Source organism: Intrasporangium mesophilum (assembly GCF_054783095.1).
The window spans coordinates 1-25,256 of the sequence record NZ_BAAGRF010000016.1; the positions used below are offsets into that span (position 1 = coordinate 1).

The following is a 25,256-nucleotide window of genomic DNA, read 5'->3' on the forward strand; positions in this document are numbered from 1 at the left end:
CGGGGTGGAGCGCGTTGGCGACACTCAACCTGTCCACCGACCACCTCGCGACCGCCTACCGCGCGGCTCCCACGGCGGGGGCCCACACCGCCACCGGGACCAGCGGCGGGCAGTGGATGACAACCCTCATCGCCTTCAGGACGGGGTGACCGAAAGGCAGCTGCGCGCGCGGTTCAGGCGGCGATGTTCTCGGCGACCGGCCTGGCGGCGCCGATGGTCGAGACGGCAGCTTTGCCGCGACGGTAGAAGTCGTTGGGCAACGAGAGGCGGAATACCTTCTTCCATGCCGACGCGACCTGGCGATAGAGCGGGCCCGTCGTGTAGCTGAGGCCGTACTTCTGGAAGAGGGCTTGCACCTGCGGCGCGATCTGCTGGTAGCGGTTGCTCGGCAGGTCGGGGAAGAGGTGGTGCTCGATCTGGAAGCTGAGGTTGCCCGTCATGAAGTGCATGGCCTTGCTGCCGCTGATGTTCGCCGAGCCGAGCATCTGGCGCACATACCACTCCCCGCGGGTTTCACCGACGATCGACTTGCGCTCGAAAGTCTCGACGCCCTCGGGGAAGTGGCCGCACATGATGACGGAGTGGGTCCAGAGGTTGCGGATGACGTTGGCCGTCGCGTTGGCGCCGAGTGTGCTGAGAAACGACGGGCCGGACAGCAGCGGGTGGATGACGTAGTCCTTAGTCATCTGGTTGCGGATCTTCCTCAGGGTGACCTTGGCGCGAGCGCGGAACTCCGGGTCCTGGCGGCGCTCCTTGGTCGCGAGGTTCTTGCCGAGCTCGAGGTCGTAGGCCGCGATGCCGTACTCGAAGAAGCAGGCGTTGACGAAGTTCCACAGCGGCTGGGCCGCGTAGAGCGGCACCCAGCGCTGGTCCTCGTCGACGCGCATGATGCCGTAGCCGAGGTCGTTGTCCTTGCCGATCACGTTCGTGTAGGTGTGGTGCAGCTCGTTGTGTGAGTGCTTCCACTGCTCCGCGGGGCTGGCGTTGTCCCACTCCCACGTCGTGGAGTGGATCTTGGGGTCACGCATCCAGTCCCACTGGCCGTGCAGGACGTTGTGCCCGATCTCCATGTTCTCGATGATCTTGGCGACGGCGAGGCCGGCTGTGCCGACAAACCACGCGGGCGGGAACATCGACACGAGCAGGACCGCCCGGCTGGCGAGCTCGAGCTTGCGCTGCGCGTTGATGACTTTGCGGATGTAGGCCGCGTCGTCGGCTCCGCGGGTGTCGATCACCGACTGCCGGATGGCGTCGAGCTCGACACCGATCTGCTCGATGTCCTCGGGCGTGAGGTGGCCGATCGGGTTGTGGGCCTTCTTCTGCAGGACGGTCATGATGACTCCTCTGGTCTGGGGTCGGTTGCTCTGTGAGTCTGGTCAGTGGTCGATGACGCAGGCGCCGGCGGCTGCCGAGATGCAGGTCTGGATCGGCACGCCGCGTCCTTCGGTCTCGCCGGGGGTGGCTGTCGTGACGGCCCCGGTGCGCAGGTCGCGGACGGCCCCTTCGCGCAGCGGCAGCACGCAGCCGAAGCAGATGCCCATGCGGCAGCCCGACGGCATGAGGACCCCGGCGGCCTCGGCCGCATCCAGGATGGGCGTGCCACCATCCGCATCGACGGTGGTGCCCGAGCGGGAGAAGTCGACCGTGCCCCCCTCGCCCACTACCAGCGTGGTCGCGCGGAACTGCTCGGTCAGCAGCGGCAGCCCACGTGCGTCGTGGTGTTGCTGGAGGGCGTCGAGCAGGCCTCCCGGCCCGCACGCGAGCGTCTGGCGCTGGCGCAGGTCGGGGACGAGGTCGTCCAGGTGGTCGACGTCGAGTACGCCGTGGACATCGTCGTAGCGCGCGACGAGCCGGATGAGGCCGGCCGCGTCCAGCGCCCGGAGGTTGTCGATGAAGATCGAGTCGGGCTCGCTCGGCGCCACGTGCACGACGACGATGTCGTATGCCGCCGCGCGGGCCAGGCGCACGACGCCGGAGTCCGCGACCGGGAAGAGGTTGCGCAGCATGCCGATGACTGGTGTGACGCCCGACCCGGCGGTGACGAAGAGGAACTGGCCGCCGTCGGTCGGCAGCACGAACTCGCCCTGGGCCTGCTCGAGGTGCACGAGGGTGCCTGGCCTGGCCTCGCGGACGAGATGCGTGCTGACGAGGCCGTCCGGGACAGCCTTGACGGTGATCGAGATCTGGCCGTCGGGACGAGGGCCGTGGGTCAGCGAGTAGGCCCGCCACTGACGGACGCCGTTCACGTCGACGCCGATGCGCACGTACTGGCCAGGCACGTGGCCGGCCCAGTCCGCGCCGGGACGGATCACGATCGTGGCGGCGTCGGCGGTCTCGGGATGGACTTCGACGATACGGCCGCGCAGGTCGGCGCCGGCTCGCAGCGGGTCGAAGAGGTCGAGGTAGTCGGCCGGCAGCAACGGCGAGGTCGCCCGCTCGGCCAGCTGGACGAAACGTCGACGCAGCGACGGACGGGCGGCTCGGGTCGAGGGTGCGGTCAGGCTCATATCTCCAGCATGACTGACACAAGGGAGTAATATCCTGACCGGAAGGCGTGAGGCGCCCGGGAACTCTTGTTCGGAGGAGATAGTTCATGGCTCCAGAGGGCAGCAGTCCCGCGTTCCGCGGGGCCGCCGCACTGCAGTTGGACCATGCGGTGCTTCGCGTGCTGCGCGAGCGGCTCCCCGCCATCGCGACGACGACGGTGGCGGCCGTGGTCAACGAGGTCCCCGACTACCGGGGCGCTTTGGGGGGCTCGACGGGCGACACGATCGAGAGGGCTGTGCAGATGGCCATCGCCGGTTTCCTCAAGCTCGCGGCCGGGGGCAGCGACGTCGATCCGAGCACCCCTCTGGGCCCTACTCGCGAGGGCGCCTACGCGCTGGGAAGGGGCGAGGCGCGCGGAGGACGGTCCGTGGACAGCCTCCTCGCGGCATACCGGGTGGGGGCCCGCGTGTCGTGGCGCGAGCTCGCCCGGGCGGCCGCCGAGGCCCGACTGCCCGCGACGACGATGGCGAAGTTCGCCGAACTGCTCTTCGCCTACATCGACGAGCTGTCCGCTGCCAGCGTGGCAGGTCACAGCGACGAGCTGACCACGAGCGGCCGAGTGCGCGACCGCTACCGCGAGCGTCTGGGGCAGCATCTGCTCGCCAGAGCCGACGCCGACGTGCTCGCCGCCGCCGCCGCTCGAGCCGAGTGGACTCCACCGACCTCGCTGACCGCCGTGCTACTGCCGGCAGCCGAAGCCCGTCGTGCGCAGGCATCGCTCGGAGCCGACACGCTGCAGGTCGGGGAGGATCTGCAGGGGATCGAGGACATCGACCCCGACCATCCGCTCACGCTGCTGCTGGTTCCCGACGCCGACGGACCCGGGCGCCGTCACCTGCTGCGCGTGCTCGGTGGCCGCCACGCTGTCGTCGGTCCGCCCCGTCGGTGGGTTGACGCTTGGTCCTCCTACGACCGGGCGATCCGCACGATGGCGCTGGGTGAAAGGTCACACGGCGGCATCCCGATCGACAGCGAGCAGCACCTGGCCGACCTCGTCATCACGGCCGACCCGGACGCCCTGGCCGATCTTCGGGCTCAGGTCCTGGCGCCCCTCGCCGAGCTGCCGCCGGCGACGCGGGACCGACTGTCCGCGACGCTGCTTTCTTGGCTCCTGCACCAGGGACGCCGTGACGAGGTCGCCGCCGAGCTGCACGTGCACCCCCAGACCGTGCGCTACCGGATGGGTCAGCTGCGTGAGCTGTTCGGCGACACCCTCGGGGACCCAGCCTTGGTGCGAGCGCTCGTCCTCGCGCTGCCTGGTACCTGACGGGTCGCCGCGATCGACAGCGGCGGATAGGCACCGAGGACCAACGTCGCCGGAGAGTAGCCGTTGCCCGCGACGGTGACGGCGAGGCCGCCTCTCTCAGTCTCGATCGCGCCTGACGGTGCGTCGCGTCGCCTTGACCTCGGAGCGTCTCTTCTTCGCCTCGATCCGGCGCTGTTGGGACCCCCGGCTCGGCGTCGTCGCACGGCGGGATGCGGGGGGAGGGGCGAGCCCCTCGCGCAGGAGCGCAGTGAGGCGCTCTCGTGCCGCCGCGCGGTTGCGCAGCTGGGAGCGGTGCTCCGAGGCGACGACCGAGATTCGGCCTGCGACAAGCCGCCCGGCCCAGGCCGCCGCCAGCCGCTCGCGCTGGGCCTCGGTGAGGGCCGCGGATGTGCCGGGTTCGAAGAGTAGCTCGACGCGGCTGTCGGTCGTGTTGACGCCCTGGCCCCCGGGCCCGGCCGAGCGGCTGAAGCGTTCGACGAGCTCGGACGCCGGGATGGCGAGACCACGGCGCAACCCGGGACCGGGCGCGACGACGAGGTCACGGCCCGGGTCGCTCATGACCACAGTCTGGTGGATGGCGGCATCCCTCGCCCGTATAGGCGGGACGCGCTCGATACAGGTGTCCGTTGGACCAGCATCCGACACCTCACGCGGCCGACAAGCAGTGATGGGGCTACGTTTCATTTCCGGCCCGTCGCGGGCCGTTCCCAGCTAGGCGGAGTATCGACTTGGCCTCCTTCGCGTAACCCAGCGCCAGAGTGGCCGCCACACGAAGTCATCGTGGCAGGCACTTCTCGGGTCGCAGTCGTTCTAGTGCCAAGCGCGGTTCCTCGTAACTGGCTCGGAAACCGATGGGGTGGTGTCGAAGGTCACCGGCGCACCTGGCGACGCGGGGATGCAGCCCGTTACCGGGGCGCTGACGGCGGATGCCATGACGATCCTGCGAATCGCGACGAGCGCTGGACCCGTGCTGGGGTCACGTTCGAGCTGTTCGATGATCGGCTGCGACACCAGCTCGAACGCCCACAGTGTTGACTGCGGTGCGAGCACGATGGCCCCGCCGTGCCTGCAGTACGCGTCGGCGGCTGCGGCATCGCCGTGCCTGATCGCGATCGAGCGGTCGAGAGTGTCGTGAGCCACCGTCAGGAGCAGCGCGCGTTGTTCGGGGCTCAGCTTCTCCAGCGACGCGTCTCGCGCCGCAAGCACGTCGAACCGGGTATACGGCGTCACGTTGCCCGTGTAGACCACAGCACCGGGCAGCGCCTGGTAGTCCGCGAACGACACATCCACGGCACCGATCTCACCTGTCGACACGCCTTCAGCGAAGTCCTCGGCGGTGACGGCCGTGGGAAGCAAGCCGATGGTGCTCAGCGTCTCGAAGACTGAGTCAGACAAGCGTGCTCGCGTCCTCACCCCCCGAAAATCTCCAGGCCTGAGCAGCGGCTGGCCGAAGCTCGCAATGTGGCTCGGGCCCTCAGGGATGAGCACCATCCCGAGCAGACCCGAGGTCGACAGGCGCGCGAGCATCGCCAAGGCCGCGTCGCTCCGGGCCACCGCTTCCGCTGCGGCGTCGGACTGGATCAGGAACGGCGCTTGCAGCACCCGGAAGGCGGCCTCCCCGACCTCGTCGAAAGCGCCCGCCGGGACGAGCGCGAGGTCGATCCTGCCCTCGCTGAGCTGTGTGATGACCGTGTGGTCCCAGGCAGGGTGTGCGTGAGGCGACACCTCGTTCGCGGCGTCCCAGACGATGTTGACCTGCACGGCCCCGTTGGTCCCGCGGGCCACGCTGGCCGCGAAGAACTCAGCGGCGTCACTCGAGGCTGCATCCTTGGGATAAGGCGTGCCCAGCCGGAGCGTGATCGGATGTGCGCCGACACTCGCATCCGCCCCGTCCTCGGAGGTGCACGCCCCGAACGCGAAAGCCATCGCCGCGGCTGTCGCAACGATCCTGACGTGGCGCGTCATTGTGGCACCCCGCATCCGTCCTGAGGCGGCGTAAGCGGCAGCGCGGGTGGTGCGAAGGTTCATGGTGTGCTCCTGAATCGTGTCCGTCGGCTCGCTGCCGACCCCTTCACGTTGGGGTTGCATCCCCCGACAACACATCGGTCGTTCTGACAGTGCTGCCCCGCGTGACTACCTGTTCTCGGCACCGGCCACCCGCCGACCGCGTGGGGCGTACTTCGCGGCTGCGTCAACGGCTCGGCTCGTAGCCGTCATGGCCCGAACCTCGGACCGCCGGCCCACGCCCGCCTACGCTGTGTGATCAGACACAGCGCGGCGTCCGTGGGGAGGTCGGAGGATGAGCGGTGGCGAGCCGCTGATCGGCCGCGAACCGGAGCTGGCCATGGCCGACCGACTGCTCAGGGTGGTCGCGAGCGGTCCGGCACCGGGCGTCGCGCCGCAGGCCCAGACGTTGCTCGTCATCGGGGATGCAGGGGTGGGCAAGACGACCCTGGCCCGAGCGATCCTCGACCACGCCGAACGGATGGGGCTTACCGTCGGTGTCGGCCACTGCCTTGATGTGGCCACGGGCACTCCGTTCGCGCCGGTGATCCAGGCGTTGCGTCAGGTGGTCGACTCGCGGTCCAACGCCGCAGTCCTGGTTCCTCCGGCAGCGCGGTGGCTCTCATCCGACGTGATCGCCAACGACGTGATCGTCGACGGGAACGCGCTGGAGCGACTGCTGGGCACCACCGCAGCGCTCGCTCGTGAGCAGCCCGTCGTCATGCTGATCGAGGACCTGCACTGGTCCGACCGCTCGACGAGGGACTACGTCCTATCTGCAGTGCGCACCAGCCGAGCTCCCGTGCTGCTGGTCGTCACCACCCGCTCGGACGACCTCACAGCAGAGCACCCTGCGCGGCAAGCCATCTCCGACCTGTCACTGTCTGGAGCGACCCGGCTGACCGTGCAGCCCCTCTCGGTGGGCGCGATTGCCGAGCTCGGGCACCGACGGCTGGGTCGGCCGCTCTCCGCGGACGAGCTCGACGCCATCGTGACCCGCTCGGGTGGCAACCCGCTCTACGCGGAGGAGATCATGACGGCCCCTGATGAACGGGTGCCGACGTCACTGCAGGACCTGCTGCTTCGACACGTGGTGGGCCTGTCGCCCCCGGCGGCTGCGCTGGTGCGCCTCGCCTCTGCAGGCGGCGTTGTCATTGATCTCGATCTGCTGCACGACGCATCGGGCTTGGACACGACCACGTTCGAGACGCTGGCCCGCGAGGCGCTTGGGGCCCACGTCTTCACCCGGCACGGGGATCAGTTCGGGTTCCGGCATGCGCTGCTTCGCGATGCGATCGAGGACGGCCTTCTACCGAGCGAACGCGTCGCCCTGCACGGGGCCTACGTCGGCGTCCTACGAGAGCGTGCGGAAGTGGGATCTGCTGCCGCGCGGTGGCGGGCCAACGCGGCTCTCGCCGAGCACGCCCTTGCAGCCAACGACATCCCTACCGCCCTTGTCTCTCATGTCAAGGCCGGCTTGGCCGCCAAGCAGCATGGGGTGCCCGAGGCGGCCGACCACCTCGAGTCGGCGCTCGCCCTGTGGCCGCGCGTGCCTAGGGCCGCCGACCTCGCGGGCATCTCCGACGCAGAGACGTCCGCGGTAGCGGCAGAGGCGCTGGTGCGAAGCGGTCAGGTCGAGCGCATCCGTCGGCTCCTGCGCCATGCCATCGACCGGCTAGAGCATGTGACCGACCCGCTGGCCGCCAGTCGAGTGTTGACGATCGTTGTCTTGGACTGGATCGACCGCGACGGGGACGTGGACACCTGGGCGGTCGCAGACCGGGCCATCGCGCTCGCCTCGGGAAAGCCCGGTCGCGAGCTGGCCGAGGCGTGGGGTGCCAAGGCCGTGATGCACCTTCGTCACCTCGAGTACACCCAAGCCCTTGACGCGGCGGCGAGTGGCATCGCCATCGCTCGCGAGACCGACTCGCTTCTGGCCCAGTACGAAGCCCAAATATCAGCTGCGCAAGCTTTACATCAGCTCGGTCGGCTCCCAGCGGCCCGCGCAGCCATGAAGGCAGCAGTTGCGGTCGCCGAGCAGGCTGCGGCCCCTGGAGCCGCGCTGAATGCACGAGCGCTCCTGGCCGGCGAGCTGATCAGCGCAGGCCGCCTGAGCGAAGCTCGTGCCCTGGCACAACAGGCCGAGGGCGACGCACTCCTTGAAGGCCTTGTCCTCTCAGCTAACTTCAACGTGGAGCAAGAGCTGACGGCCCTGATCTGGCAGGGGCACTTTGCCGAGGCGGGGGCACGCCTTGAGCTCGTCGCCGAGAGCGGTTATCCAGAGCGCCGGAGGCGCTGGCGCGAAGTGGAGGTCCTGATGGCCGTGGGCGATCTCGAGTCGGCGTTGGCGACGGAAGAACTGACCATCGAGGAGAACTACGCTCCACACCTATTCGCCCCGTCGGACACGATGCGGAGGGTCGAGCTCTTTGAGCAACTCGGGAACGTGGCACGTGAGCTCGAAGCCGCCAAGCTGTTGTTGGAGAGCGTGGACACGCAGTCGCCCGTGCGTGCGGCCGTTCGGGCCCGCTGCGGGCTGCAAGCGCTCTGTGCTGCACGGGCTGCCGGACTGGGAGCCCCCGTTGGGTTAGCGGAGGCTTCAGGCACGGCCCTTGCCGTCGCACGTGCTGGCCTTACCGAAGACTGGGCCGAATCCCAATACTGCGCTTACCTCGCAATGGCCGAAGCGTATGCCGCACGTCACGAGGGGCGATCTGCCGTTAGCGAGTGGTCGCGGGCCGTCGACGTCTCAACGCGGTTAGGCACCTACTTCGCCCTTCGCCCGCAGCTAGAACACGCGGGGGAGCAGCTGCGCCAGGGTGAGCGCGACGCGGGCAAAGAGAGTCTCCTGGCAGTGTGGCGGGCAGCCGAGGCCATTGGCGCGCGCTGGTTCGCGCAACAGGCAGCCGCCGAAGCCCGCCGGCACCGGGTCCCGCTTCCGGTGAGCGCGCAGCAGAGCGCGAGCCCACTCGACCGCCTGACGCCACGCGAGCGCGACGTACTGAGGCTTCTCGCGCAGGGCGCTACGAACCGCTCCATCGCAGGCACTCTCTTCATCAGCGAGAGGACGACCGCGCTCCACGTCAGCAACATCCTCGCCAAGCTCGGCGTGGCCAACCGTGGCGAGGCCGCAGCGATGGCTCGAATAACTGGCAATGCGTAGCCAGTGAGGAGCGGAAGTCGTTTGGGATCCTTTGCCGAGGCCGGCGACGCTTATTACTCGTACGGATCCTTTCTGAGAGGCCGGAGCGCCGTTGAACCGGGACGGGGCGGTGGTGTGTCTTGGGCCTGGCAGGGTCGATCGGGCCGAATCGGTATCGCCTTTGCTAACTCGCAGGCGCGAGAACTGTCGTTCCGTCGCGAGGCAGCGGCCACCGTGCCAGGACACATCCGTCAAGCCGTTGCTCGCGCGGGCCGGTATCGCAGGGCGACCGCCCCCGACCGGAACTCATGGCGCTCCACGAGCTCGAGCTGAATGCGCTCGCGCAGACCAGCTAGCAACGTCGGCCCGTGTCCGGCAAGGACCGGCTGCACCAGGAACGCGTACTCGTCGATCAGTCCCAGATCTGCCAACGCCAGGGGGAGCGTCACGCCACCCACGTAAAGGCCCTCGCCTGGCTCTTGCTTGAGCCGTTGAACCGCTTCCCCCAAGTCTCCTCGCACCAGCTCGGCATTCCAGTCGACCCCGCTCAGCGTGCTCGACACGACGTACTTCTTCGTCCGGTCGATGGCCTCGGCGAACGGGATCTCCCATTCACCCATCCAGTCAGGCCACGTCCCCGTCGCCGGCCGCCGCCACGCCGACTCCATCATCTCGTAGGTCACCCGGCCGAATACCAGGGCATCGGCTCGTTCCATCTCAGCGGTCCAGTAGCGCATCGACTCCTCATCGGGCGGTAGCCCTGCCTCGTGATGGCAGCAGCCGTCGAGTGTGACGTTGATCGAGTATCGAAGTGGTCTCATATCGTTGCTCCCTTGATGCGCGCAGCGCGTTTTCACCGGACCGTCCAAGTGCCATCCAGGATCGCTTCCAAGAAACCCCGGACCGGGCTAGGGATGGCCTCCTTCGCAGAACCCAGCGCCGGAGCGCACGCCACAAGGTCCTCGGCGAAAGGACTCACTTTCCTTGTGGCGCGGATCACGGCATGGCAGGAACTGTCAGGGCTCGAAGCTCACGCCCGGACGGCGAGTCCCTGCAGCCAGCTCCGCCAGGCCGGCTCCTCGCGCCGCACGTAGTCCCCGGCGTCGGCGGAGAACAGGTACGCCCGGACGCCCGCCGTCGCTTGGCCCTCGCCCTCACCCCACGTGAAGACATTGAGCATGCCCGGCACGGGCGAGGTGAGCCGGACCAGCGTCTGTCGCTCGCCGACACGCTCGACCGTGCCGGTGGCGCCGCGTATCTCGACTGTCGCGCCCTGCTCGCTGAGCCCGAGCTCGTCGCGCAACGTCGACCAGAGCGCGTCCGCGTCGCCGGGATGGGAGGCGCTGGCCTCGAACTGTGTGGCCTCCTGGCCGGGGAAGTGCGTCAGGTAGAGGCGCAGGTTGTCGAAGAACGGCATCCAGCCAGGGGCCAAGTCGTCCCAGAACTCCTTCTCCCAGGCGGCGCCGGTCCCGAAGCCGCTGCTGGTGACATGAACGATGCAGGTGCCGCCGGACTGCGCCTGGACGAGGAACTCGGATGTCAGCGGGCTGAGCGCGTCGGGGTCCTTGCCCATGAGGGCGGCCCAGTCCTCCTCGTAGACGAGGCGGCGCGGCGGATCCCAACCGGTGACCTGGCCGTCCGAGCCCATCTCGGGGCCCATGGTGAAGTGCAGCGAGCCGCCCTCGCGCTCCTCCATCTGGGTCGGCGTGAACCAGGCGCTCATGCCCTTGGCGGTGGCGATGGCCTGCCAGACCTGCTCCGCAGTGCCCGGAACCTCGACGCTGAACTCCAGGCGGTACGGCACGTTCAGGGTGGTACTCATGTGATCTCCTCAGGAAGGGGGTGTGCGGCGACGACGAGCCGGTGCAGGCGCCCGTCGTCGTGGTGGTAGCGAGCGGCCAGGTCGAGCACCGCCGCGGTCAGGTCGTCCGCGAAGGCCGCCCGATCGGCGGCCGACCGGAAGCCGATCTGCGTGTCGATGGTCAGCGTCGGCAGGCGCTTGCCGGAGGCGCCGGCCCGGCGCGCCAAGGCGCCGACCTCGCGGACCACGCGGGCGGCCAGTGCGACGAGGTACCCCGCCGACAGGTGGTCGGCGTTGGCATCGGGGTCGGCCGCAGCGGCCGTGACGGCTGCCGGCGACACGATGTACGACACCGCCGACGCCTGCAGCACCCGCTCGGTGAGGCCGCCGTGGCGGCGCTCCTCGGCCAGCTGCACGAGGCCGTGCGCCTCCAGTGCCTTGAGGTGGTAGTTGATCTTCTGGCGCGCGATGCCGACCCGGGAGGCCAGCCCGGCCGCCGAGGCCGGGACGGCCAGCTCGGCGAGCAGCCGGGCCCGGACTGGGTCCAGGGCAGCGGCGGCCGCTTCCGCGCTCTCGATGACCTCGACGTCCCGCATGACCCCAAGGTGGCATTGACAAGAAATATTGTCAAGGGTGTCTGAATCGCAAATGGCGAGATGCCGGTGAGTGCCGCGAGCAACGGTGTCGGGACCGCTTGCCGCAGGTCGCGCGGCGTTCCCGTCATCGCTCAGCGCGAGAGTGGGTTCGGGCCGGTCGCGGTGACGAGCCGCTGGGGCACCCAGGCGTCAACGTGATGGAACCCCTCGTCGAACGGGCCGGCATCAAGCTCGACGGACGCTCTGAGTGACAGTCGATAGAACTTCACGTCAGTGAAGTCCTCGAACAAGATGTAGACGGGGTCCGGTGTGCTGTTCGGGCCTTGGAACTGCTGTCCCGTCAGGACGGGCTTGTAGGCCCCGACGAACGCGTCGAAAGCCACGACGCCGAGGTGCTCCAGCCCCATCTTGTAGGCGCGCTGCTCAGCGCGTACTGGCGGACATCGATGTCCCGGGCCAGAAGGCGGCTGTCAGTGAACCCGAAGGTCCGCGCATATGGCGCGGAGGACGTCCGTCCGACCCATGCCGTCGTCGGGATGGGTCGGAAGGAGCACCGAGGATAGGTAGTCACGGGGGCAAGACTGTAAGTACTCCCGATGTGGCGCCTGGGTGTGCAACCGGAACGTGGAAGGCGTCGGCAGTGAGCCGACGGACACGATTCAGGAGCACGCCATGAACCTCCGCACAAGCGCGATCACGGTGATCGCCATGACCAGTCTCGCCATCCCGGCAGGCGCGTCCGCAATGCCGCCACTGCCTGATCCCCCGGTCTCGAGCCTCGACTCGGGCCCCACGACCAGCGACCACACAGGCGACGGGCGGTGCCAGGTCACGGCCCAGGCATCCGGCGAATCCGGTAGCACTACCGGGGCCGACCGGACGTACCGGGTGTCCGGCGCGGGTTCCGCCGCCGCGGCCGAGCGATACATCCAGGACTGCCAAATGCCCAAGACCGACCCAGCGACGACGCTCGTCGCCCTGCTGACCGAGGCATATCGGGGCGCGCCGCTCGCCGAGAAGCGGCGCATCCACAACGACATCGTCCTCATTCTCAACATCGGGATGTCTGGCGTGCTGTGACGCTCGTCGCCAGAACCCCGGTCCACCACCCCACGGCCGCCCTACGCTGGGTGATCAGACACAGCGCGGCGTCCGTGGGGAGGTCTGAGGATGAGCGGTGCCGTACCGCTGATCGGCCGCGAAGCGGAGCTGGCCCTTGCCGACGCTCTGCTCAGGTCCGTCCCGGGCCGGTCCGCGCCCGGCGTCCCGCCGAGGGTCCAGGCGCTGCTCGTCGTCGGGGATGCGGGGGTGGGCAAGACGACCCTGGCCCGAGCGATCCTCGACCAAGCCGTCGATATGGGGCTGTCTGGCGGCGTCGGCCACTGCCTCGACCTGGCTACGGGCACGCCCTTCGCGCCGGTTGCGGCCGCGTTGCGTCAGGTGGTCGAGTCGCGCTCCCGCACTCCTGGCCTGGTTCCTGCGGCTGCCGGGTGGCTCTCGTCTGACGCGATCGCCGACGGGAACGCCCTCGAGCGACTGCTGGGCACCACGGCCGCGCTGGCCCGGGAGCAGGGGATCGTCATGGTGATCGAGGACCTTCACTGGTCCGACCGCTCGACGAGGGACTACATCGGCGCTCTGGTCCGCACCAGCCGCGCCGCCGTGTTGCTCGTCGTGACCATCCGCTCGGACGACTTGACTGCCGAGCACCCGGCTCGGACCGCGATCTCCGAGCTGTCGCTGTCTGCTGGAACGACCCGGCTGGCCCTGGATCCGATGCCGGCGGCCGCATTGGCCGAGCTTGGGCGCCACCGGCTGGGGAGGCCGCTTTCGGCGGCGGAGCTCGACACGGTCATCGCCCGCTCCGGGGGCAACCCGCTCTATGCGGAGGAGATCATGAACGCCCCGGGTGAGAGGGTGCCGTCGTCCCTGCAGGATCTGCTTCTGCGACACGTCGTGGGCCTGTCTGCCCCAGCCGCCGCACTAGTGCGCCTCGCCGCCGTCGGCGGCGCATTGATCGATCTAGACCTGCTGCATGATGCGTCCGGCCTGGACACGACGACGTTCGAGACCCTCACTCGCGAGGCGCTTGCCGCAAATGTCTTCGCGCGGCTTGGGGATCAGTTCGGTTTCCGGCACGCGCTGCTGCGCGATGCTGTGGAGGACGGCCTTCTACCCAGCGAACGCCTCGCCCTGCACCGGGCCTATGTCGGCATCCTGCGCGAGCGCGCGGAGGTGGGTTCTGCTGCCGCGCGGTGGCGGGCCAATGCCGCGTTGGCCGTGCACGCGATTGCGGCCGCCGACACCGCCACCGCCCTTGTCGCTCACGTGAAAGCAGGTTTGGCCGCCCGGCAACACGGCGTACCCGAAGCGGCCGACCACCTCGAATGGGCCCTCGACCTGTGGTCCAGCGTTGCTGATGCCGTCGATCTCGTCGGTCTCGCCGAGGCCGAGGTGGCCGCCCTCGCGGCAGACTCGCTGTGGGGGCCAACTGTCGAGGAGGGCCGAGTGGACCGACTCCTGCGCCACGCCATGAGCCGACTGGACGACGTGACGGACCCGCTGGCGGCAAGCCGCGTGCTGACGGCGGTCGCCGGGTACTCGGCGGGAGTGCCGGGAGTCATCGACAGCGCCACCGCGAGCGATCGCGCAATCGCCCTGGCAGCAGGACAACCGAGCGAGGAGCTGGCCGAGGCCTGGCACATGAAGGCAATCTGGCTGTGCGATCGCCATGAGTTCGGCCCCGGGCTCGCCGCGGCGGAGACGGGCGCAGACGTGGCCCGGCGAGCCGGGTCGCTCAGAGCGGAGTACGGCAACCGCATGCTGGCCAGCTGGCCGCTGCACGACCTGGGGCGACTCACCGACGCCCGTGAGTCCCTGCGGCAGGTGATCGCGCTTGCCACGAGCGCCGGCGCGCCCGGTCGAGCGCTGCAAGCTCAGGCAGGCCTCGCATGGGACCTCATATGTGCTGGCCGGGCCGACGAGGGGTGCGTCCTCGCGCGAAAGGGCGAGGCCGCTGCCCGCAGGGAGGGTCTCAGCTGGCAGGCAAACCTCAACGGCGAGCAGGAGCTGGGTGCCCTGATCTGGCAAGGTCGACTGCCCGACGCAAGGCGACGCCTCGACGAGCTGACAAGCCTTGGGTACGACGAGAACCGTCGGCGGTGGATGGAAGCGGAACTGCTCATGGCCGAGGGTGACCTTCAGGCGGCCCTGGCCGTCGAAGAGATGACTCTCGCCGCGAACTTCAGGCAAGCCATGCATGGCACGGAAGATGTGCTCCGGCAAGTCGAGTTGTTCGAGCAGTTCGGAGACATCGCACGTCAGCTCCAGGTCGCACACCGACTGCTGGCCCAGGTCGAGGTGTCGCCGGTCCGGGCTGCGATTCAGGCACGATGCGGGATGCAGGCCCTCTCGGCTGCCTCGCTGACCTTGCACGCGGTCCCTCGTGGGATGGCTGACGCCGCCGCGGAAGCGATGGAGGTAGCCAGACGAGGACTCACCTCGGACTGGTACGACTCCATGTTCGGCCTGCAGCTGGCTGTGGCGAACGCGTATGCCGCGCGCCTCAACAAGCGTCCGGGCATCGGCGCATGGACGGAAGCCGCCCGCGCCTCTGAACGCTTCGGTGCCTTCTTCGCCCTACGTCCCCAGCTCGAACTGTCGCTCGAGGAGCTACGCCACGGCGAGCGCGGCCCAGGCAAGGAGCATCTCGTGGCGGTCTGGCGTTCCGCCGAGTCCATGGGGGCGCGGTGGTTCGCGGAACGGGCCTCAGCCGAGGCGCGCCGGCATCGGGTCCCGCTGCCCCTTAGCGCGCATGACGAAGCTGGTCCACTGGATCGCCTCACCGCCCGGGAGCGCGACGTGCTCGAACTGCTCGCCCAGGGCGCCACCAACCGCGCCATCGCCCGCACCCTGTTCATCAGCGAGAGAACGACCGCCCTGCACGTCAGTAACATCCTCGCCAAGCTCGGTGCGGCCAACCGCGGCGAAGCCGCTGCGATGTCCCGAAGGACTAGCAAGGCATAAGCCAGCCGGCCGCACGACCCGCCGGTACACGCCCACCCCTCGGCCTAACGCCTGCGGCCTCGATGGCACTCGCCGACAGTACAGATCCGACTCGAGCCCAGCTGCCTGCATGAACGGCAGCTATGCCGCTGGGCAGGCTTGCCGGCATACGGGGGCCACGAAGACCCCATGGACCGCGGAGTGAACGCGCCAGGTGACGGTGGCGGGCCGCAGGCCGCGCGGTCGCCGCCGCAGCGTGGCCCGACCTGTGGCAGTCTGCGAGGGTGAGTCTTCCTCGCCGCGACGTGGATCCTGATGGGCTGCTCGAGTATTCGGTGGTCTTTACCGACAGATCCTTGAACCACATGTCCAAGCGGTTTGTCGGGGTGATGCAGGACATTGTCGACGTCCTGTGCTCGACCTACGGTGCCGAGACGGTCGCGGTCGTCCCGGGTGGCGGCACGTACGCCATGGAGGCGGTCGCTCGGCAACTGGCGACGGGGCGGCGATGCCTGGTCGTGCGCAACGGTCTGTTCTCGTACCGCTGGTCGCAGATCCTCGAGGTCGGGTCGGTGACGAATGAGACGACCGTCTGCCGGGCCCACCCAGTGTCCGATGAGCGTCTTGCTCCGTGGGCGCCGCCGCCGGTTGCTGAGGTGGTCGAGGCGATCGAGCGGACCCGCGCTGAGGTCGTCTTCGCGGCACATGTGGAGACGGCGGCAGGAATGGTCCTGCCGGATGACTACATCCGCGCCATCGCAGCGTCGGCGCATGCAGCGGGTGGGCTCTTTGTCCTGGACTGCATCGCGTCGGGGGCGCTGTGGGTGGACATGACCGAGCTCGGTGTCGACGTATTGCTCAGCGCGCCGCAGAAGGGATGGAGTGGCTCACCATGCGCAGGTTACGTGATGCTCGGTGAGGCCGGCCGGGCGCAGGTCATGTCGACGACCTCGACCAGTTTCGGCGTTGACCTGCAGAAGTGGTTGACGATCAGCGAGGCCTATCTCCAGGGGCAGACGCCGTACCACGCGACGATGCCGACCGACACGCTCGCGCATAACGCCGCATTGATGCTCGAGACCCGCGCCGCCGGGCTCGACAAGCTGCGCCGGGCTCAGGTCTCACTCGGCACCCGGGTCCGTAAGCTGCTCTCGCAGCTCGGATATCCCTCGGTCGCGGCCGAGGGTTTCGCCGCTCCCAGCGTCGTGGTGGCCTTCACCGACGATCCTGAGATCCGCAGCGGCGCAAGGTTCAAGCAACGTGGCATCCAGGTGGCTGCCGGCGTGCCGCTGATGTGTGGCGAAGGGGACGACTTCTCCACCTTCCGTGTGGGGCTTTTTGGCCTGGACAAGCTCACTGACGTCGACGGCACGGTCGAGCGGCTCGAGGCACACCTAGGAAACTGACATCACGTTGGCCGGCCGTGGACCAAACGTTGCGCTTCAACCGGGATAACGGTTCGAGCGACGCGCGCACCGGCGAACTCCGTTGGTCGCATAGGCCGCACAGCCGCCTCGATGGGTGCGGGGTCCCATCACCAGACCTCATGGACCTTCGCGAAGAACGCCCCACACACGATCGGCCGTCACAGTCTCTGGAAAGCTGGTCAAACGCCACGTGGCCCCAGCAGCGGCATACGCGGCCGGGTCTTCGTCGGGCGCCAACGAAATCGCTACATCGCACGGGCCGTTGGAAACCGCGCTTTGGCGGCGTAGTTCAGCGAGCTGAGCGGCAGCTTCGGCGACTTGATCGGGGCTGTCGACACCGATCGGGAAGTAGCCCTGATAGCGAGCTGCACGGCGCAGCGGCTTGACCTTGCCCCGGTAACCGCCGACCCAGACCGGAACTCCGGGCCGTTGCACCGGTCGGGGCAAGAATCGCATCCCGTCGACGGTGTAATGGCGGCCGCGATGCCGCACCTCCTCACCCGACCAGGCCGCTTCGAGGATCAGCAGCGACTCGTCGAGTTTCTCCGCCCGCGTCCGGTCGTCTACATCCTCACCTGTGATCGAGTACTCCTGCCCGAACTCGTCACTGCCGATGCCAACCCCAAGGGTCAGTCGTCCCCCACTGAGGACGTCCAGCGATGCTGTCTCGCGCGCCACCTTGACCGGCCGCCGGCGAGCCAACGGCGTCACCATCGGCCCAATTCGGATTCGCGACGTCGCTGGCCATCGCCGACAATGCAATCCACGGGTCGGCCGCGGCTCGTATGGGCTCCCGCAATCGGATGTGATCCCACAAGAACACACCATCCCAACCCGCGTCCTCGGCAGCTACAGCCATCCGGACGAGGACGCGTGGATCAGAAAGATCGTCAAAGATGGGCAGAAACAGTGCCGAACGCATTTTCACGCTTTCCCTCCGGACACCTCAGATGAACGGTGGTAAACCCTCCGCCAATCAGCGACCCTGCGCAGATGCTCGATGGCGCCGATGCGATAGAGCTCCAGCGCAGAGACGTCCGTGCAAGTCTGGCACAGCAGCGGGCCGCCTTGGAGTGCCGCGAGGAGGGTCGCCGCGTGGAGCGCGGGGCTGCGTCCTGCCACAGCACACGAGGGTCCCTTCAGCTGCTGGACTCGGTCGTGGACGGCAACCATCGTGAGGCTGGTCGACTCGCAGCACTATGACGCACCGGTACGCCCGCGTGGCTTTGGAGGTCTCCACCAGCACCGTTTGTAGGTCAGTGCTGACACCACCCGGACCAGGAGGGCACCCTAGTGTTGGTGGGAGTTGACACCACCCTGGGGGGCGCGCAAGCGGAGCGAGTCCGAGCAGATTGAGTGGAGGTGGGCGCATGTCGGCGACGAAGCTCCTGATACTCGGTATCGTGCACCTCTCCGGCGGCGCGCATGGCTACCAGGTGCGGTCCGAACTGCAGAGCTGGGGTGCGGAGAGTTGGGCCAAGATCAAGCCCGGCTCGATTTATCACGCGCTGAAGAAGGCGGCGGCTGATGGCCTCCTCACCGAACACGCCGAGCGGGGCAACTCCGGGCCGGAGCGCGTTCTGTACCGCGCGACAGCTCGGGGACGTGACGAGATGGTCGAACTGGTCCGCGACGGTCTGCGGCGCACCCACGACCCGGACATGCTCAATGCGTCCATCGCCATGTTGCCCATGCTGACCAGGACAGATGCCATCGCGCAGGTTAACGAGCGGGTCGCGCGCCTGGAAGCGGAGCTCGTAGAGCAGGCCAAGTGGCGGGAGCACCCCAATAGGGACGCCCCCGAGCACGTCCGCGATCAGGCCGAACTGTGGGCGGGACAGGCACGCACCGAACTGGAGTGGGCGAAGAGCCTGAGCAAACGACTGTCTGAGGGCGCCTACACCATGGCCGATGATCCGGGTTCGTGGCGAACGGTCCCCGATCACCTCAAGATGCGCTTCTAATCAAACTTGACTAGACGCTACCTCCTCTGTACTCTGGCCAAGTAATCAAACTTGACTAGCCTCAACCCGAAGACGATTCCCGGGTGGACGCAGGCGGTCGTCGAGGTCAACCCGATCACCCACCTGGCGACCGTGGTACGGCGGGCTGATGGACGGCTTGGTACCCGCCGGGAAATCGGCTGGGTGCTCGTCTCGTCCGTACTTCTCGTCGCGGTCTTCGGTCCCATCACCATGGTCCTCTACCGCAACAAGAAGTAGATGCCGCTACCGCGAGCACTTGGTCGAAATCAACTCCGACAACCCGGCCCACTCGGACAACGCCATCACCGGTACCAGGCCCCGGACACGACAAGGAGAGCCGAATGAGCACCATCGCCAAGAACAACTCGGAAACCGTTGCGCACACGCCCGGGCGGGCGAGCAGCATCGGGGTCTGGATTCTGCAAGTCGTGCTGGCGGCGATAATCGCCGGCGGCGGAATCTCGAAGCTCGCCGGCGACCCGGTCATGGTGGACATGTTCGCCGACATCGGGGCTGGCCAGTGGCTCCGGTACCTGGTCGGAGCGCTGGAGGTCGCGGGAGGGGTTGGACTTCTGATCCCGGCTCTGGCGGGCCTGGCCAGTCTGGGGTTGGCGGCATTGCTGACCGGTGCTGTCATCACCGATCAGTTCGTGCTCGAGCAGAGCCCTTGGCTGCCGCTCGCCCTTCTCGTCGTGGCGGCCGTGATCGCAAGGGCGCGGTGGTCGCGCACCGAGGCCGTCGTCGGCACGCTGCTCAGGCGCTGAGACAAACCTCTCGAACGGAGATGTGAGATGAACGAGATGGCCTTTCGCGTGACATCAAACGATGGCACCACCATCGCCTACGACCGGAAGGGAAGCGGCCCGGCTGTCGTCCTGGTAGGCGGCGCACAGGACGACGGAGCCGAGAACGCTCCCTTGATACCTGCTCTCGCCGAGCACTTCACGGTTTACAACTATGCCCGTCGGGGACGCGGCGCGAGCGGCTTCACCGAGCCCTACGCCGTGGAAAGGGAGATCGAGGACCTGGATGCGTTGATCGCGGAGGCGGGCGGCTCGGCACACCTGTTCGGGGCGTCCTCTGGTGGCGCTCTGGCGCTGGAAGTTGCCGCGGCCGGGGCCGCCATCGACACGATCGCCGTGTGGGAGGTGCCGTACGCGGTCGGGGACGACATACGCCCGCGATTCGAGGAGTACGTCGCGGACACCCGACGCGCCTTCGACGCCGGGCGAGACGAGGAGGTTCTCGAACTGTTCATGCGCATGACCGGCGCCTCCGACGACAACATCGCGGCCAGGAAAGCGGCAGGCAAGCAGACGGCGCATTGGGCGGATTCGGTCGCCCTCGCGCCCACGCTGGTCCACGACAGCCTCTTCCTCAACCGCTACCAGTTGCCGGCCGATCGACTGGCAACGGTCACCCAACCGGTCCTGGTCACCACCGGAGGACCGATCACGGTCCCCTACATGGCAGGCCTGCCCTCGGACTTCTTCGACCGCGCAGCCGACGAGCTTGCAGACCTCCTACCCCACGCTCAACGGGAGACCCTCGAGGGGCCGGATCACGTCGTCGACCCACAGATCGTCGGCCCGCTGTTGCTACGGTTCTTCAGCAGCGAACACTGAGGGGCCCGCGAGGTGTTGCGGGAAGACCGATTAGGCACCGCGCAAGCAGATCTTCGTCGCGCCAGGGACACGGGGCGGACAGGTGGTGTCGAGGTTTGATGTCGTCGGCGGCATCACAGGCCTGATCCAGGGCGTGCTCGTCACCAACGTCTTCGTCACCACGCAAGGCCGGGCCGTCGTACTGACCTGGGCTTCAGTGGGACTCGACCTGGCCTACTCGCTGCTCATCGGCTCCGTCGTCGGTCGTACCCCGCACTCCGGGCCGACTCAGTACCGCCCACCGAAGCCCTGCGCAGCACATGAGCAGGCACCTCGGTAGGGCCAGTGAGTCCGGGCTGTGGTCGCATGCGGTCACCGTTCCCGGGCGGTGGCCGGGTGCCGAAAGTCGTGCCCACGGCGTGCTCACGTCAGGAGTGCCACCGATGACGCAGCCGCGTTCCCGGGTCGACCTGTACGCGGCGATCCGACGGGATGCCCGATCTGGGATGTCCAACCGCGCGCTGCAGCGCAAGCACGGCGTCGGCTTCCGAACCGTGACAGCGGCCGCTGCCGAGCGTGGAGAAGTACGACCAGCTGTTGGCCAGCCGACGTGACACCCCGAACGAAGGAGCCGCACCGTGACCACCAAGCGCCGTGGAATGACCGAAGAAGCAGCCGACGCCGCGATCGACCAAGCGTGCCGGATGCTGCGAATGCCCACCATCCGCAACTCCTTCACCGACTACGCCGACCGGGCAGGGCGTGAGCAGATGTCTTACCGCGGGTTCCTCGCCGAACTATTGCTTGCCGAGTGCGACGATAGCGCCCGACGCCGGTCCGAACGCCGGATCAAGGCCGCCAAGTTCCCCCGCGAGAAGTCCCTGCGGGCCTTCGACTTCGATGCCAACCCCAACATCGATCCCGCCGTGATCCACACCCTCGCCAAGTGCGAATGGGTCCAGAAGGGACAGCCGCTGTGTCTGATCGGGGACTCCGGCACCGGCAAGTCCCATCTGCTGATCGCACTCGGCACCGAGGCCGCCATGGCCGGCTACCGGGTCAAGTACACCTGAGCGACCCAGCTTGCCAACGAGCTCGTCGAGGCCGCCGACGAGATGACGCTGGCGAAGACCATCGCCCGCTACGGCCGGGTCGACCTGCTGTGCATCGACGAATTCGGCTACATGCAACTCGACCGCCGCGGCGCGGAACTCCTCTTCCAGGTCCTCACCGAGCGTGAGGAGAAGGCCTCGGTCGCGATCGCTTCCAATGAGTCGTTCGGCGGCTGGACCAAGACCTTCACCGACCCCCGGCTATGCGCAGCCATCGTCGACCGGCTCACCTTCGGCGGCACCATCCTCGAGACCGGCACCGACTCCTACCGTCTGGCCCAAGCCACAAAGCAGTGGACAACCTGACACCCGTCGAGCGCGGAAGCGGTGTCACGCAAACCAACATCCGCGGCACCGACACGTGCCCGGCGGTGTCAGAACTCGCCAACAAGCGGTGTCGGACGAAACCTCCGCAGCCACCCGCGCGAACGCGTCGCGGCGGATGGGCGTGGGCGGCGTCGGCTCAATCTTCGTCGGACGTGACAAGGCCTCCGCTGTGCACGGGTCGGATCTCGACCCCGCCGCCTTGACGCACCACGGGGTTGCTCGCGGCCGACGCAAGGGCCGACTCCAGATCGGGAGCTTCGAGAAGATACACACCCGCGACGAGGTCAGGCCCCTGGATGAACGGGCCCTCCGTCACCCCCATTGCCCTCACGCTCCTGGCCATGGACCGCGGAGTGAACGCCCAGGCCGCCGTCATGGCAGCTGAGGAGGCCAGCTCCTCTGCGTGGGAGTCGCACGTAGCGATGTCAACAGAGGTGTCCGCACTCTGGCCAGGCTCGTGAGCAGAGTCGCTGGCATAGATGAGAGCAGCAAACAGAGCCATGAACTCGCCTCCCGGGGCGCCTGGGTTTCTCAAAGTGGCCGAAGTCTGACCGCGCACGATACCTCGCCACCGATCACCCGTGCGAGGTGAGCAGCCACACTCCCATCGGCAGCTCCGGTAACGCCCGCATGCCCAGCCACCGGCGGATAGACGCACGTCGAAACCTCTTCAGCGGCGAGCATTTCCTCGTACGGTGTGCGCGTGGAACTCGATCCGGCCGAGAAACGTATGCGCTTGCGCTATGCCGGCACGTGCCGGGTATGTGGGCTGGCACTGCCTGCCAAGGCCGAGGCGATCTACGACCGGAGCACCAGAACCGTCAGGTGCGTGGCACATGAACCCCGCTCGAGCGACGAACAACCCTCGGTGGATCTGATCGAGCCCGGCACGGCGGGAGCGTCAGCCCGTCGCGAGTTCGAACGACGGAAGACCGGTCGGGAGCAGCGCATCCGCGCCAACCACCCCAGACTAGGCGGGTTCATCCTGGCGGTCACCGACCAGCAGCAGTCCACCAAGGCCTGGGACGTCGGCGCGCGTGGCGAGGAGAAGCTCGGCAGGCAGCTGAACCAGCTCGCCTCCGACACGCTCCGGCTGCTACATGACCGACGGATCCCGGGCAGCAGGGCGAACATCGACCACCTAGCGGTAACGCAAAGCGGCGTCTACGTCATCGATGCGAAGAAGTACAAGGGCCGTCCCCACCTGAAGACAGAAGGCGGACTGATCCGTCCCCGCGTGGAGCGCTTGCTCGTCGGATCGCGCGACTGCACCAAACTCGTCGACGGGGTCCTCAAACAGGTCGATGTCGTCCGCGGCGTTCTCCACGACACAGTTCCTGTCCAGGGCATTCTCTGTTTCGTGGAAGCTGACTGGCCGCTGGTTGGCGGGGCTTTTACCACCCGCAGCGTGCAGGCGTTGTGGCCCAAGCTGCTCTATCCCAAGCTCCGCGCAGGAGGATCCCTCAGCGGCGAAGCGCTCGCCGAGGTTCACCGACGCCTGGCCCACGCACTACCTGCCGCCTGACGAACCGTCGAGAGGGACGCGCGGCTTTACGACGCACCCATGGCCGCGCAGCAGGGGGGCCTAAAACAGGGCGATGGTGAAGGTAGCTTCAGGGCAGGTCCGGATCCCGATTGTTCCTGATGAACCGTTGAGCGTCGGCTTCCTCGACCAGCCCCTGGTCGACCAGCCACTCGACTACCCGGACTCGAGCCCTGGCATCGCGCATGGCATGCCAGGCGGAGATCAGCTCGGGGTGGTGGCCGTACACCTCGTTCTTGAAGCGCCGGAATGCCCCCTTTCCCTCCAGCAACGCGCTCAGGCGCAGGCCGGTGGCGCGGTCACTGATGCCGTCGGCGAAGTCGACCATGTCCTGATACCCGACGTAAGACGGGAGCGGCTCGATAAGGATGAGGTCCAAGTCCTCGAGCGCAACAGGGTTCTCACCGTCGATCCCCGTGTCGGTGGTCCAAAAGACCACTTCGCCCGTGGCCGGATCGAACAGCCATCGATGCTCGAAGTCTGACTGGTCCATCAGCGCCGTGGCGATCCCCTCAACGTCGATGCGGTCCAGGTCGAGCACCCCATCAGCGTAGAACCCGAGGCCAGGCTTCGGCCATTGACGACGCCTGCCCGGCGGTGGGTCACGCTCCCTGGTACTCGGGCCATGAAGCTGTAATCCGCCGGTCCATTTGTTCAGCACCCCAGACCGCACCTGGAATGCGCAGGTGACCGCTGCGTGGCGCTGGGCCGGGACGCTTAGCCCTCTTTCTGCGCCTTCAGGTCGTACTTGAAATGGACCCCAACGTCCAGAGAGCCATCCGGCCTCTGCGGCTTGTACTCCAGGTCGACCCTCGCGAACGTGAGCACGACGGCCTCTACCGTGTCATCTCCCTCAGCACTAGCGCTGGTGGAAACTCTGGTCACAAGGACGTCAGTCATCTTGATGACGAGGTACTCCTGCTGGCCTTGGCCCGCTTTGCGGACCGTGATCGTCGCGTCTCTAATGTGCTCACCCGTGGCGCATGCCTTCATCAGGAGGGGCGAGGCCTTGTCAACGTGATGGGTGAAGTTGAAGTCGTCGAAACTCGCCTTGCCTGACCCGCCGCCGCCTCCATGCCCCGCGGTGCCCGACTGGGACACGCCCCACGACCACGACAGAACGTCGATCTCGTCCTTATGTTTGGCATCACGCGACTCACCCTTGATCGCGCCAAGACGGGCGAACATCGACATTGCCACAACACGCTCCTACCCGTGGGCTGCGTTGGCGACCTATCCCAAGGTCGTCCTGTCGGTCGACTGTGTCAACCTCGGTCAGCTCACGCAGCCTCGGGCCGCTGGCCCCCCAAGCCATAGCCGAACGCCGGCCTCGATGGGTGCAGGAGTGGCAGGCCTTGTAGGTCTTGGAAGTCATGCGACGCGCACGTCATTTCGTGGCCGTCACGGGCGCTCCGTGAGCAGCTGCGTCATCAGGCTCAGCAGTTGCCGCTGCTGGGCAGTGGTCAGCGGAGCCAGGAAGGCTCGCTGGACCTCATCGACGACGATGTCCAGGTCGGCGAGGACCGCTGTGCCGTCCGTGGTGATGGTGACGATGTTGCGCCGTCGGTGCGTTGGGTCGACCGCGCGGGCGACGAGACCGCGCGACTCGAGATCGTTCAGGGCGTTCGTGACGTCGCTGCGGTCGATGCCGGTGCTGCGGCCCAGGTCGGCCTGGCTCGTGGGTCCCCGTTCCTCGAGCGCGGCGAGAAGTCGGTAGTGGTAGCCACGAAGGCCGCTTTCATGTGCCTCGAAACCGGCGCTCAAAAGGCCGAACGCGCGGGCGTGCAGCCGGCTGACGAGCCAGGTCGCACGGGTCGCCAGCCGCGCCGGGTCAGGGCCGACGTGGGCGGGTCGGGGCATGCGCCAACCCTACCGGGTTGTGGGTGGCACCAACAA

At 67.8% G+C, this 25,256-nt stretch carries 24 protein-coding genes and 1 pseudogene; 12 read left to right on the forward strand and 13 right to left on the reverse strand.

Annotation, left to right across the window (positions count from 1 at the left end; translation table 11 throughout):
* Positions 1–173 precede the first annotated feature (173 nt).
* A complete protein-coding gene (locus ACYVLP_RS15075) occupies positions 174–1,334 on the reverse strand; it encodes a fatty acid desaturase family protein (RefSeq protein WP_460628160.1) in 1,161 nt (386 codons plus the stop codon).
* 42 nt (positions 1,335–1,376) lie between these two features.
* Complete coding sequence (locus ACYVLP_RS15080) at positions 1,377–2,507, reverse strand: ferredoxin reductase (RefSeq protein WP_460628161.1); 1,131 nt, start codon at positions 2,505–2,507, stop codon at positions 1,377–1,379.
* Between the two features lie 86 nt (positions 2,508–2,593).
* On the opposite strand from ACYVLP_RS15080, the gene ACYVLP_RS15085 reads away from it, so the two are divergent.
* Positions 2,594–3,814 (forward strand): helix-turn-helix domain-containing protein, encoded by a 1,221-nt coding sequence (locus ACYVLP_RS15085; RefSeq protein ID WP_460628162.1) that lies wholly within the window; start codon positions 2,594–2,596, stop codon positions 3,812–3,814.
* A gap of 96 nt (positions 3,815–3,910) precedes the next feature.
* Here the strand turns inward: ACYVLP_RS15085 and arfB are convergent, their stop codons facing one another.
* Positions 3,911–4,372, reverse strand: coding sequence for an alternative ribosome rescue aminoacyl-tRNA hydrolase ArfB (gene arfB / locus ACYVLP_RS15090; RefSeq protein ID WP_460628163.1), 462 nt, complete (start codon positions 4,370–4,372; stop codon positions 3,911–3,913).
* A 252-nt stretch (positions 4,373–4,624) separates the two neighbouring features.
* Positions 4,625–5,779, reverse strand: coding sequence for a TRAP transporter substrate-binding protein (locus ACYVLP_RS15095; RefSeq protein WP_460628164.1), 1,155 nt, complete (start codon positions 5,777–5,779; stop codon positions 4,625–4,627).
* Between the two features lie 334 nt (positions 5,780–6,113).
* On the opposite strand from ACYVLP_RS15095, the gene ACYVLP_RS15100 reads away from it, so the two are divergent.
* Positions 6,114–8,981 (forward strand): helix-turn-helix transcriptional regulator, encoded by a 2,868-nt coding sequence (locus ACYVLP_RS15100; RefSeq protein ID WP_460628165.1) that lies wholly within the window; start codon positions 6,114–6,116, stop codon positions 8,979–8,981.
* A 230-nt stretch (positions 8,982–9,211) separates the two neighbouring features.
* Here the strand turns inward: ACYVLP_RS15100 and ACYVLP_RS15105 are convergent, their stop codons facing one another.
* The 4 genes from ACYVLP_RS15105 to ACYVLP_RS15120 form a co-directional block, all read right to left on the reverse strand.
* A complete protein-coding gene (locus ACYVLP_RS15105) occupies positions 9,212–9,781 on the reverse strand; it encodes a dihydrofolate reductase family protein (RefSeq protein ID WP_460628166.1) in 570 nt (189 codons plus the stop codon).
* 209 nt (positions 9,782–9,990) lie between these two features.
* Complete coding sequence (locus ACYVLP_RS15110; RefSeq protein ID WP_460628167.1) at positions 9,991–10,782, reverse strand: SRPBCC family protein; 792 nt, start codon at positions 10,780–10,782, stop codon at positions 9,991–9,993.
* A complete protein-coding gene (locus ACYVLP_RS15115; protein WP_460628168.1) occupies positions 10,779–11,357 on the reverse strand; it encodes an ArsR/SmtB family transcription factor in 579 nt (192 codons plus the stop codon). The genes ACYVLP_RS15110 and ACYVLP_RS15115 overlap by 4 nt, the downstream gene beginning before the upstream one ends.
* 131 nt (positions 11,358–11,488) lie before the next feature.
* Complete coding sequence (locus ACYVLP_RS15120) at positions 11,489–11,764, reverse strand: hypothetical protein (RefSeq protein WP_460628169.1); 276 nt, start codon at positions 11,762–11,764, stop codon at positions 11,489–11,491.
* 265 nt (positions 11,765–12,029) lie between these two features.
* Between ACYVLP_RS15120 and ACYVLP_RS15125 the strand changes: the two genes are divergently transcribed.
* From ACYVLP_RS15125 to ACYVLP_RS15135, 3 genes are all read left to right on the forward strand, one after another.
* Positions 12,030–12,437 carry a hypothetical protein gene (locus tag ACYVLP_RS15125; RefSeq protein WP_460628170.1) on the forward strand — a complete coding sequence of 136 codons (408 nt, stop codon included), beginning with the start codon at positions 12,030–12,032 and terminating at the stop codon, positions 12,435–12,437.
* A 90-nt stretch (positions 12,438–12,527) separates the two neighbouring features.
* The gene (locus ACYVLP_RS15130) at positions 12,528–15,383 is read left to right on the forward strand and encodes an AAA family ATPase (protein WP_460628171.1); all 2,856 of its coding nucleotides are present in this window, start codon (positions 12,528–12,530) and stop codon (positions 15,381–15,383) included.
* 314 nt (positions 15,384–15,697) lie between these two features.
* The gene (locus ACYVLP_RS15135; RefSeq protein ID WP_460628307.1) at positions 15,698–16,768 is read left to right on the forward strand and encodes an aminotransferase class V-fold PLP-dependent enzyme; all 1,071 of its coding nucleotides are present in this window, start codon (positions 15,698–15,700) and stop codon (positions 16,766–16,768) included.
* Between the two features lie 138 nt (positions 16,769–16,906).
* Here ACYVLP_RS15135 and ACYVLP_RS15140 read toward each other — a convergent pair whose 3' ends face one another.
* Positions 16,907–17,503 carry an LLM class flavin-dependent oxidoreductase gene (locus ACYVLP_RS15140; RefSeq protein WP_460628172.1) on the reverse strand — a complete coding sequence of 199 codons (597 nt, stop codon included), beginning with the start codon at positions 17,501–17,503 and terminating at the stop codon, positions 16,907–16,909.
* A gap of 656 nt (positions 17,504–18,159) precedes the next feature.
* Between ACYVLP_RS15140 and ACYVLP_RS15145 the strand changes: the two genes are divergently transcribed.
* From ACYVLP_RS15145 to istB, 6 genes and pseudogenes are all read left to right on the forward strand, one after another.
* Positions 18,160–18,753, forward strand: a complete 594-nt coding sequence (locus ACYVLP_RS15145) for a PadR family transcriptional regulator (RefSeq protein WP_460628173.1) — start codon at positions 18,160–18,162, stop codon at positions 18,751–18,753.
* Between the two features lie 51 nt (positions 18,754–18,804).
* Positions 18,805–19,011, forward strand: a complete 207-nt coding sequence (locus tag ACYVLP_RS15150; protein WP_460628174.1) for a hypothetical protein — start codon at positions 18,805–18,807, stop codon at positions 19,009–19,011.
* 104 nt (positions 19,012–19,115) lie between these two features.
* Positions 19,116–19,538: a DoxX family protein gene (locus tag ACYVLP_RS15155; RefSeq protein WP_203851602.1), complete on the forward strand. Its 423-nt coding sequence runs from the start codon at positions 19,116–19,118 to the stop codon at positions 19,536–19,538.
* A gap of 27 nt (positions 19,539–19,565) precedes the next feature.
* On the forward strand, positions 19,566–20,399 hold the full coding sequence (locus tag ACYVLP_RS15160) for an alpha/beta fold hydrolase (protein ID WP_460628175.1): 834 nt from the start codon (positions 19,566–19,568) through the stop codon (positions 20,397–20,399).
* A gap of 85 nt (positions 20,400–20,484) precedes the next feature.
* Positions 20,485–20,718, forward strand: a complete 234-nt coding sequence (locus ACYVLP_RS15165; RefSeq protein ID WP_460628176.1) for a hypothetical protein — start codon at positions 20,485–20,487, stop codon at positions 20,716–20,718.
* A gap of 319 nt (positions 20,719–21,037) precedes the next feature.
* Positions 21,038–21,796 (forward strand): annotated as a pseudogene (istB, locus tag ACYVLP_RS15170) (IS21-like element helper ATPase IstB).
* A 157-nt stretch (positions 21,797–21,953) separates the two neighbouring features.
* Here istB and ACYVLP_RS15175 read toward each other — a convergent pair.
* On the reverse strand, positions 21,954–22,319 hold the full coding sequence (locus tag ACYVLP_RS15175; RefSeq protein ID WP_460628177.1) for a YciI family protein: 366 nt from the start codon (positions 22,317–22,319) through the stop codon (positions 21,954–21,956).
* 201 nt (positions 22,320–22,520) lie between these two features.
* On the opposite strand from ACYVLP_RS15175, the gene ACYVLP_RS15180 reads away from it, so the two are divergent.
* Complete coding sequence (locus tag ACYVLP_RS15180) at positions 22,521–23,342, forward strand: nuclease-related domain-containing protein (protein WP_460628178.1); 822 nt, start codon at positions 22,521–22,523, stop codon at positions 23,340–23,342.
* An 88-nt stretch (positions 23,343–23,430) separates the two neighbouring features.
* Here ACYVLP_RS15180 and ACYVLP_RS15185 read toward each other — a convergent pair whose 3' ends face one another.
* From ACYVLP_RS15185 to ACYVLP_RS15195, 3 genes are all read right to left on the reverse strand, one after another.
* Positions 23,431–23,901, reverse strand: a complete 471-nt coding sequence (locus ACYVLP_RS15185) for a UPF0158 family protein (protein WP_460628179.1) — start codon at positions 23,899–23,901, stop codon at positions 23,431–23,433.
* Positions 23,902–24,077: 176 nt separating this feature from the next.
* On the reverse strand, positions 24,078–24,554 hold the full coding sequence (locus tag ACYVLP_RS15190; RefSeq protein ID WP_460628180.1) for an Hcp family type VI secretion system effector: 477 nt from the start codon (positions 24,552–24,554) through the stop codon (positions 24,078–24,080).
* Between the two features lie 207 nt (positions 24,555–24,761).
* Positions 24,762–25,220, reverse strand: a complete 459-nt coding sequence (locus tag ACYVLP_RS15195; protein WP_460628181.1) for a MarR family winged helix-turn-helix transcriptional regulator — start codon at positions 25,218–25,220, stop codon at positions 24,762–24,764.
* Positions 25,221–25,256 lie beyond the last annotated feature (36 nt).